Consider the following 8,527-nt stretch of genomic DNA (forward strand, 5'->3'; position numbering starts at 1 on the left):
GCCGGCTCTCCCCGATACGCTGGGAGCGCCGGCCGTTCGTGTATCCGGCCGGAACCCGTCCCAGAATCCGTCCCAGGAGTGCAGCAGATGTCCCAGCCAGTAGCATTCGTCACCGGTGCGTCCACCGGGATCGGCTTTGAAACCGCCAAGAAACTTGCCGCGCGCGGGTTCACGGTCTACGCCGGGGCGCGCCGCGTCGACAAGATGGAGCCGTTGAAGGCGCACGGTGTCAACGTCGTGTCGCTGGATGTGACGGACGAGGACTCGATGAGCGCCGCCGTCGGCGCGGTCATGGCCGCGCACGGGCGGATCGACGTCCTGGTCAACAACGCCGGCTACGGTTCCTACGGCTCCCTGGAAGAGGTTGAACTGGCCGAAGGCCGGCGCCAGTTCGACGTCAACGTGTTCGGCCTGGCCCGGATGACACAGCTGGCTCTGCCCGCCATGCGGGCGGCGGGCCGGGGGAGGATCATCAACGTGTCCTCCATCGGCGGGCAGATGTATGAGCCGCTGGGCGCCTGGTACCACGCCACAAAATTCGCGGTGGAGGGCCTGAGCGATTCCCTGCGGCTGGAGCTCAAGCCGCACGGCATCGAGGTCTCAATCATTGAACCCGCCGGCACCCAGACCGAGTGGGGCGCCATCTCCGGGGAAAGCCTGCTGGCCACGTCCGGCCGCGGACCCTACATGGACCAGGCGAAGATCGTGGCGGCGGCGCTGGCTTCCACCGACGGCTCGTCGAAGTCCACCCATCCGGACGTGATTGCCGACGCCATCGTGCACGCCGCGACCTCCCCGAAACCCAGGACCCGGTATCCGGTCGGCAAGGGGGCACGGGGGATCCTGCTGCTGCGCCGCCTACTGCCGGACCGCGTGTTCGACGTCGTGATCTGGAATATCTACAAGCGGTTTCCCGCCTGATTGGCGGGGAACCGCTGAGCGTTAGATCCGGTATTCGATCTCATACTCGGCGGGGTCGACGGCGGGCTTGGTCTCGCGCTGCGCGTCGCGGTGCCGCCACGTGGCAGGCACGCCGGTGAGGATGGACTCTGCCGGGGCGTCCTTGACGACGACGGCGTTGGCGCCGATGGCACTGTCCCGCCCGATGGTGATGGGGCCCAGGACTTTGGCGCCGGCGCCGATCACTACTCGGTCCTCGATGGTGGGGTGGCGCTTGACCTTGGCCAGGGAGCGGCCGCCGAGGGTGACACCGTGGTAGATCATCACGTCTTCGCCGATCTCGGCGGTCTCGCCGATGACGACTCCCATGCCGTGGTCGATGAAGAAGCGGCGGCCGATCGTGGCGCCGGGGTGGATCTCAATTCCGGTGAAGAACCGGGCCAGCTGGGAGATCAGCCGGGCCGGGAACCGCAGCGCCGGGTTCTGCCACATCCGGTGCGTCACGCGGTGGTACCAGATGGCATGCAGCCCGGAGTAGGCAAAGAAGTTCTCAAAAGAGCCTCGAGCCGCCGGGTCGTGCGACCGGGCGGCGTCGAGGTCTTCCTTCAGTCTTGCGAAGAAGCTCACAAAGACCTTTCTACGAAAATCGTGGACAGGCTGGACTCAGCCGCGGATGTCGTCGTACAGCACGGTGGAAATGTAGCGCTCACCGAAGTCGCAGACAATGGCAACAATGAGCTTACCGGCGTTCTCCGGGCGCTTGGCGAGCTCCAGGGCCGCCCAGACGATCGCGCCGGAGGAAATGCCGCCGAGGATGCCTTCCTTGACGCCCAGCTCGCGCGCCACGCGCACCGAGTCTTCCAGGCTGGCGTCGATGACCTCGTCGTAGACGTTGGTGTCCAGGATCTCCGGAACGAAGTTCGCGCCGAGGCCCTGGATTTTGTGCGGGCCGGGGGCGCCGCCGTTGAGGATGGCGGAGTCCTTCGGTTCGACGGCGATGATCTGCACGTCGGGCTTGCGCTCCTTAAGGACCTGCCCGACGCCGGTGACGGTTCCGCCGGTGCCAACGCCGGCGATGAAGATATCGACCTTGCCGTCGGTATCGGACCAGATTTCCTCGGCCGTGGTCTGGCGGTGGATCTCGGGGTTGGCCTCGTTCGCGAACTGCTGGGCCCAGATGGAGTTCTCCGTGTTGGCAACGATCTCCTGGGCCTTCTCCACGGCGCCGCGCATGCCTTCGGAGCCGGGCGTCAGCACGATCTCGGCGCCGTAGGCGCGGAGCATGACACGGCGTTCGGTGGACATGGTTTCCGGCATGGTCAGGATGACCTTGTAGCCGCGGGCCGCGCCGACCATGGCCAGGGCGATTCCGGTGTTGCCTGAGGTGCCTTCGACGATGGTGCCGCCCGGCTGGAGTGCACCGGACTTCTCGGCCGCATCAACAATGGCGACGCCGATCCGGTCCTTGACGCTGTTAGCCGGGTTGTAGAACTCCAGCTTGACCGCCACCGTGGCATCCAGACCCTCGGTCAGCCGGTTGAGCCGCACCAGCGGAGTGCCGCCAACCAGCTGGGTAACATCGTCATAGATCCGTGCCATGTGTGTCTGTGCCTGTCTCTCAAGAGGGATTGCTGAGGTCAGCCTAACGAGCGCGCGCAGGCCCTAGCTAAGCATTAAGCCATGCAGAGTAATATTTCCTGGCCTTCGCCAGCTTGGGGTTGATGATCACCTGACAGTAGCCCTGTTCCGGATACTTGCCGTAGAAGTCCTGGTGGATCTCCTCGGCCGCATGGAACACCGGCAGCCGGCTCACCTCGGTCACGATCGGATGCGCCCACAGCTCCTGGTTCCGGCCGATGGCTTCCTCATAAAGGATCTTCTCCTCCGTCGTCTGGTAGAACATCGACGAGCGGTACTGCGTTCCGACGTCGTAACCCTGCCGGTTGAGGGTCGTGGGGTCGTGGAGCGCGAAGAACATGTCCAGGATGATCTCCGGGGGGACAACCTCCTCATCGAATGTCACCGCCACCACCTCCGCATGGCCGGTGGTTCCCGAGCACACGGAGTAGTAGTCGGGGGTGCGGTCATGGCCTCCGGTGTAGCCCGACACTACCGAGCTGACACCCTTGGTTTTCTGGTAAACGGCGTCGAGGCACCAGAAGCAGCCTCCGCCGAGGACAAAAGTTCTCATGCTCTGTTCAATGGTCGGGAGGCCCCGATGATTCCCGAGGCCGGTGGGACCGGCCGGCCGATAGGGTAAAAATGAGGGTATGGAACCTGTAAACACCGACGTTTCAGCCGGATCCGACGACGACCGACGGATCGGGACCGTCGCTGCGACCGGCGCCGGCCCCGGCGCCGGGGACCCCGCTGAAGCCGCTGCCGCCCCCACCCTGGGCATGATCCTGCTCGCCGTGGAGGAGCTCTGGCCCGAATCCCTCGCCGAGGAATGGGACGAAGTGGGCCTTGTGGCAGGCCACCCCTCCGCCGAAGTGAGCAGGATCCTCTTCGCCGTCGATCCGACCCTGGAAGTGATCGAGGAGGCCATCGGGTTTGGCGCCGCACTGCTCATCACCCACCACCCGCTGCTGCTCAAGGGCGTCACCTCGGTCGCGGCGAACACCGCCAAGGGCAAGGCCGTACACCGTCTCATCGAGTCCGGGACCGGGCTGCTGACAGTTCATACCAACGGGGACTCCGCCGTCGGCGGTGTATCGGATGTCCTCGCCGATGCGCTGGGCCTGCAGAATGTTGCGCCGCTGACGCCGGCCGTGAACGGCTTGCCGGAAGAGGGCATCGGACGGGTCGGCGACCTCGAGGAAGTCATCACCCTGGGCGACTTCGCCGCCCGCGTCTTCGGCATCCTTCCGTCGGTTGCCGGGGGGGTGCGGGTTTCCGGGGACCGGGACGGCCTCGTCCGGCGCGTTGCGCTGTGCGGCGGCGCCGGCGATTCCCTCTTCGGTGAGGTGCGGGCCAGTAACGCGGACGTCTACCTGACAGCGGATCTGAGGCACCATCCGGCGTCGGAAGCCCGCGAAGCGGCCGTCAATGACCGGCCGTACCTGATCGATGTGTCGCACTTCGCCAGCGAGTGGCTCTGGCTGCCGGCGGCTGCCGAGGCGCTGGGCAATGTGCTGGCCGATCAGGGGCACGACGTCGAGATCCGGGTCAGCACCACCAACAGCGATCCGTGGGACTTCATTCTGACTCCGGGCTAAGCCTGGCGTGCGAGGGGCACCGGGTGAGCGTAGCGAGGCTGGGGAGCACGCTAGGCGCTAGAGTCTAGGGAGCGCCGATTAGGTGCCCGGCTCCGGCCGGCAGGGAACAAGCGGAGGTAATAGTGGCCAAGGCAGCACCGGCGGAACAGTTGAAGTTGCTCGAATTGCAGGGTCTTGATGCGAAGCTCAAGTCCCTGTCCAACCGCCGCCGAAGCCTTGAAAGCGACCCCCGGATCACCGATCTCGAGGCTGCCCTCGGCATTGCCAACGGTGAGCTCGGTGCCGCGAAGGTGGCCGTCCACGACGCCGAACTCGAGCTCAAGCGTGCCGAGGCCGACGTCGAGCAGGTTGCCTCCCGGATCGAACGTGACGAAGCGAAGCTCAACAGCGGCACCGGCCTGTCCAAGGACCTCGTCGCCCTGCAGCGCGATCTCGTGTCCCTCAACAAGCGCCGCTCCGACCTCGAGGACGTCGAGCTGGAAGTCCTCGAGCGGCAGGACTCCCTGCGCCTGCGCCAGGCCACGCAGCAGCAGATCGTCGATGACATCCAGGCTTCCTTCGGCTCCATCCGCTCCGAACTGGACGAGCAGCTGGCCGAGATCGCCGCGGAGGCCACCGTGGTGCGCGGAAAGCGTGCCGAGTTCGCCGAGGGAATGGACACCGGCCTGCTCGCGATCTACGAAAAGACCCTGGCCAGACGCGGCGTCGGCGCGGCCCGGCTGTTCCACGGAACCTCCGAGGGCTCGGGCATGCAGCTCAGCCCGGGCGACCTCGCCGAGATCAAGGCCGCGGCCGAGGACGACGTTGTGTTCTGCCCGGATTCCGGCTGCATCCTCATCCGCTCCGCCGAGTGGGTCTGAGCAGGATGATGTTGAGGGTGTGCGGCCTCTTGGGCGTGCACTCCACGAGCTCGGCAGTCCACTTCTCGGCCGCCGCCTTCTGCAGTTGCGCGGGCGTCTGCGGTGCCTTGCCCCGGCGGCTCAGCAGATGCCTGGCCAGTTCCCCGCGGGTGTGCTTGGCGAAGTGGCTGACCACCTTCCGCATACCGTTGACCTCGGTGAAGACGTTCACTGCGACGGTCTGCGACGGCGGGGGAGTCCAGGCCGCGGTGTAGGTGCTGGAGCGGCAATCCACCAGCAACTCACCTTCCGTGGCGGCCGCGAGGGCCTGCTTCAGCTGCGGCTTCCAGAAGGTCGCTAGCCGGCCGACGTCGGGCAGCGCCGTCGCCATCGACAGCCGGTAGGCAGGCACGCGGTCGGCGAAGCGGATGGCGCCCCAGAGCGCCGAAACGACCAGCACCGACACATCCGCTTTCTTCCGCTGCGCCGGGGTGAGGGAGTTGTAGTCCAGCGCGTCGTAGAGCACCCCGGAATAGACCTGGTGTGCCGGTGCCGCCGGTTCGGCGTGCAGCCGCGTGTTGCGTTCGACGTCGGCCCGCAGCGTAGCGCCGACGCCCAGGAGCGCCAGGGCGTCTTCGTGGGCGCTCACCGTACCGAGCGCCTCCAGTACTTTCGCCCGGTGGCCGTTCAGCCCGGGGAAGCTGAGGGTGGTCCAGTCGACGGCGTCACCGCCGACGGCGGGGGTTTTGCCTTCGGAGGGCGGCAGCAGGATTAGCACCGTCCAATCTTACCGGCGGCGCGGAGTCCCGTTCTTTCCCGCACAGGGTCAGCTGAGGTGCATGCCCAGGAAGGACAGTACCGCGGGGAGGATCGAGCGCAGGTAGGCGTAGTCGTGGCCGCCGGGCTGGAAGCCGACCTCGACGTCACCTGGGAGATCCCCGGCGTAAGCCCGGACCGTAGCGAGGAGTTCGTCCCCGGTGCCGCAGTCCACCCGCTTCGGTACCGCGGCGAGTCTGGGCCGGAGCGCGAAGACATCGTGGGCGGCGAAGTCCGCTGCGCTGTCGAAAGCGCCTTCGATCCGATCCTCATACCGTTCCCAGACCGCAGGGCTCATGGCGGCCACCGCCCGCAGCCCGGGCAGCCTGCCCTGGGAAGCGAGCAGCAGGGATCCGAAGCCCCCCATCGAGAAGCCGAAGAGCCCGACCCTCCCGAGGTCGAAGCCTTGGCTGCCGAGCAAGGGGACGAACTCCTTCACCAGCATCGACTGCGCATCGCTTCCGTCCGCGCGCGGATGCCACCACGTGTTTCCGCCGTCCACAGCGGCGATGGCAAACGGCGTGCCGCCGGCGTCGAGGTGCCGCTGGAGTGCCTCCCGGGCCGCCATGCCCTCCAGCAGATCACTATGGTCCCCGCCAAGTCCGTGCAGGAATACCGCCACGGGCAGCCGGGGCGGTACACCGCCGGGCGGCAGTTCGGGTGCGGCCAGCGACCAGTTGCAGGAAACTCCCGGCCGGAAGGCGGAGACGAACGAGCCTGTTGTGGTGGCGACCGTGAGGGGAGCAGAGGGGAGAGCCGGGGCCGGGGGTACGGCAGCCGCCGTCGTCGGCGGTCCCGAAGCGGGGAAGGGCATCGGCGTGTTCGAGCACGCCGCGATCCCGGCTGTGCAAAGGCCTACACCTGCCAGCCGCAGCAGGCGGCGCCGGGTCAGAGCGGACTGGTCCATGCCACGATCTTAGGCGCTGGCCCGGTCCGCGGCGGCAACCCTTCAGGCCGCCTTGATTGGCGCACTCGACGGCGGCGCAAATGCCTGCGCCGCCTGGTTCTCGCGGGCGAGGAAAGCAGCCAGCTCTCCGATGGTGCTCATCAGCGGCGCCGGGAAGACGACCGTGGAATTTTTGTCCACCGCGATTTCCATGAGGGACTGCAGGTTCCGCAGCTGCAGCGCCAGCGGGTGGGCCATCATGATGTCGGATGCGTCGCCGAGTGCCGAAGCCGCGATCGACTCGCCCTCGGCGGCGATGATCTTGGCGCGCTTCTCCCGCTCGGCCTCGGCCTGGCGGGCCATGGCGCGCTTCATGCTCTCGGGAAGCTGGATGTCCTTGAGCTCCACGAGGGTGACCTCGACGCCCCATTCGAGGGTGAGCGAGTCCAGGATTTCGCGGATGTCGGTGTTGATGCGCTCCGTCTCGGAGAGCGTCTGGTCCAAGCTGTGCCGGCCGACGACTTTCCGCAGCGTCGTCTGGGCGATCTGGTTGATGGCCACCGCCACGTTTTCGATCGCGACGACGGACTTCACGGCGTCAACCACCCGGTAGTAGGCCACCGCGGAGATGTCGACGCTGACGTTGTCCTGGGTGATGATGCCCTGTGACTGGATCGGCATGGTCACGATCCGCAGGCTGACGGGGAAGAGCTTGTCGATGAACGGGATGATGAAACGCAGGCCGGGCATCCGGACGCCCACCACCCGGCCGAGCCGGAACAGGACACCGCGTTCGTACTGGCGGACAATCCGGACCGCCATCCTTGCCAGCATAAGCAGCAGAACCACGACGACGACAAGCACGATGATGGTGGTGAGATCCATGGATCACTTCCTGGTCCGGCCGGAAACCGGGTACCCGATTGGCCCCGTCGCTGCTCTAATTCTCCCACCGGGGGCGGCAAATGGATCCCGGTGTCAGCGGGCCTGCGGGGGACCGTAGAATGGACGGCGGATGGGTTGACCAGGCGGCCGCGCGTCATGCAAGTGGCTCGAGGAACGTCCGGGCTCCGCAGGGCAGGGTGGTGGGTAACGCCCACTCGGGGTAACCCGCAGGCCAGTGCCACAGAGAATAGACCGCCTGCGTGCCGTGTGTGCTTGCACAGGCGGCAGGGCAGGTAAGGGTGAAACGGTGGTGTAAGAGACCACCAGCTTCCCGGGTGACCGGGAAGGCTAGGTAAACCCCACCCGGAGCAAGGCCAGACAGGGCACGTTTGAGGGCTGCTCGCCCGAGTGTCCGGGTAGGCTGCTGGAGGGCGTCGGCAACGGCGTTCGTAGATGGATGGCCGCTACTCCCGCGCCGGTAACGGCGCGGGAACACAGAACCCGGCGTATCGGTCAACCCATCCATTCACGCAGGGATCATCTGGCCGGAAGAGCCCGCCGCGCTATGCGATGCTGACTTCCCGCTGCAATGCGGCCGCGCCCCGGGGGCGCGAGGTAACGGATTGGTGACGGTGCCGGGGTGACCCATCCGGGACGTCGCTGTTGCCGAAGTACTCCTGACAGACAAGCACCGGCCCCGCCCGAGTCACTCGGTAAGCACCACCGTCGGGAACGGACACCCCCACTGATTTCAAGGAGTACCGCCATGCGTACATCAACTAAGACTTTCCTGAGCGTTGCCGCTGCCGGTTCGCTGATGTTCTCCCTTGCCGCGTGCAGCCCGGCCAACACCGCTTCCTCGGCACCGGCGGCCTCCTCCGCGTCGTCGGCACCGGCTGAGAAGGCCAAGCCGCTGGCGTCCATCCCGGCCCTGACGGGTGTGTCCACCGCGGTGAAGCTCGATGCCTCCTTCGCCAAGGCCC

At 66.7% G+C, this 8,527-nt stretch carries 9 protein-coding genes, 1 other RNA gene and 1 pseudogene; 5 read left to right on the forward strand and 6 right to left on the reverse strand.

The features are described 5' to 3' along the window. The first annotated feature begins 87 nt into the window (after window positions 1-87). Complete coding sequence (locus ACZYZE_RS07355) at window positions 88-921, forward strand: oxidoreductase (protein WP_459317616.1); 834 nt, start codon at window positions 88-90, stop codon at window positions 919-921. A gap of 21 nt (window positions 922-942) precedes the next feature. On the opposite strand, the gene epsC is transcribed toward ACZYZE_RS07355, so the two are convergent. The 3 genes from epsC to msrA all read right to left on the reverse strand — a co-directional run bounded on the left by epsC (window position 943) and on the right by msrA (window position 3,091). After that, window positions 943-1,527, reverse strand: coding sequence for a serine O-acetyltransferase EpsC (gene epsC / locus ACZYZE_RS07360; RefSeq protein ID WP_459317617.1), 585 nt, complete (start codon window positions 1,525-1,527; stop codon window positions 943-945). Window positions 1,528-1,563: 36 nt separating this feature from the next. After that, window positions 1,564-2,499, reverse strand: a complete 936-nt coding sequence (gene cysK / locus ACZYZE_RS07365) for a cysteine synthase A (RefSeq protein WP_463907132.1) — start codon at window positions 2,497-2,499, stop codon at window positions 1,564-1,566. 67 nt (window positions 2,500-2,566) lie between these two features. Continuing rightward, on the reverse strand, window positions 2,567-3,091 hold the full coding sequence (gene msrA / locus ACZYZE_RS07370) for a peptide-methionine (S)-S-oxide reductase MsrA (RefSeq protein WP_459317619.1): 525 nt from the start codon (window positions 3,089-3,091) through the stop codon (window positions 2,567-2,569). A 79-nt stretch (window positions 3,092-3,170) separates the two neighbouring features. Here msrA and ACZYZE_RS07375 point away from each other — a divergent pair, with 79 nt between their 5' ends. Next, on the forward strand, window positions 3,171-4,118 hold the full coding sequence (locus tag ACZYZE_RS07375; RefSeq protein WP_459317620.1) for a Nif3-like dinuclear metal center hexameric protein: 948 nt from the start codon (window positions 3,171-3,173) through the stop codon (window positions 4,116-4,118). A gap of 122 nt (window positions 4,119-4,240) precedes the next feature. Beyond that, window positions 4,241-4,978 (forward strand): zinc ribbon domain-containing protein, encoded by a 738-nt coding sequence (locus ACZYZE_RS07380; protein WP_463907135.1) that lies wholly within the window; start codon window positions 4,241-4,243, stop codon window positions 4,976-4,978. On the opposite strand, the gene ACZYZE_RS07385 is transcribed toward ACZYZE_RS07380, so the two are convergent. The 3 genes from ACZYZE_RS07385 to ACZYZE_RS07395 are packed head-to-tail and all read right to left on the reverse strand — an operon-like array spanning window position 4,953 to window position 7,544. Beyond that, entirely contained in the window at window positions 4,953-5,735 is a 783-nt protein-coding gene (locus ACZYZE_RS07385; RefSeq protein WP_459317622.1) for a YaaA family protein, read from the reverse strand. The two genes, ACZYZE_RS07380 and ACZYZE_RS07385, sit on opposite strands and share 26 nt — an antisense overlap. Before the next feature lie 48 nt (window positions 5,736-5,783). Then, window positions 5,784-6,680 carry an alpha/beta hydrolase gene (locus ACZYZE_RS07390; protein ID WP_463907137.1) on the reverse strand — a complete coding sequence of 299 codons (897 nt, stop codon included), beginning with the start codon at window positions 6,678-6,680 and terminating at the stop codon, window positions 5,784-5,786. Window positions 6,681-6,722: 42 nt separating this feature from the next. Continuing rightward, window positions 6,723-7,544, reverse strand: a complete 822-nt coding sequence (locus ACZYZE_RS07395) for a slipin family protein (protein ID WP_459317624.1) — start codon at window positions 7,542-7,544, stop codon at window positions 6,723-6,725. Between the two features lie 131 nt (window positions 7,545-7,675). On the opposite strand from ACZYZE_RS07395, the gene rnpB reads away from it, so the two are divergent. Together rnpB and ACZYZE_RS07405 are read left to right on the forward strand one after the other, a co-directional pair. Further along, window positions 7,676-8,069, forward strand: an RNA gene (gene rnpB / locus ACZYZE_RS07400) — RNase P RNA component class A. Between the two features lie 241 nt (window positions 8,070-8,310). Further along, a pseudogene (locus tag ACZYZE_RS07405) lies at window positions 8,311-8,527 on the forward strand (hypothetical protein); the annotation flags it as partial.

It is taken from the genome of Pseudarthrobacter woesei (genome assembly GCF_055412745.1).

Coding starts and splice junctions, on each gene's coding strand:
- ACZYZE_RS07355 (WP_459317616.1), top strand. CDS start 88: ATGTCCCAGCCAGTAGCATTCGTCACCGGTGCGTCCACCGGGATCGGC.
- cysK (WP_463907132.1), bottom strand. CDS start 2,499: ATGGCACGGATCTATGACGATGTTACCCAGCTGGTTGGCGGCACTCCG.
- msrA (WP_459317619.1), bottom strand. CDS start 3,091: ATGAGAACTTTTGTCCTCGGCGGAGGCTGCTTCTGGTGCCTCGACGCC.
- ACZYZE_RS07375 (WP_459317620.1), top strand. CDS start 3,171: ATGGAACCTGTAAACACCGACGTTTCAGCCGGATCCGACGACGACCGA.
- ACZYZE_RS07390 (WP_463907137.1), bottom strand. CDS start 6,680: ATGGACCAGTCCGCTCTGACCCGGCGCCGCCTGCTGCGGCTGGCAGGT.
- ACZYZE_RS07395 (WP_459317624.1), bottom strand. CDS start 7,544: ATGGATCTCACCACCATCATCGTGCTTGTCGTCGTCGTGGTTCTGCTG.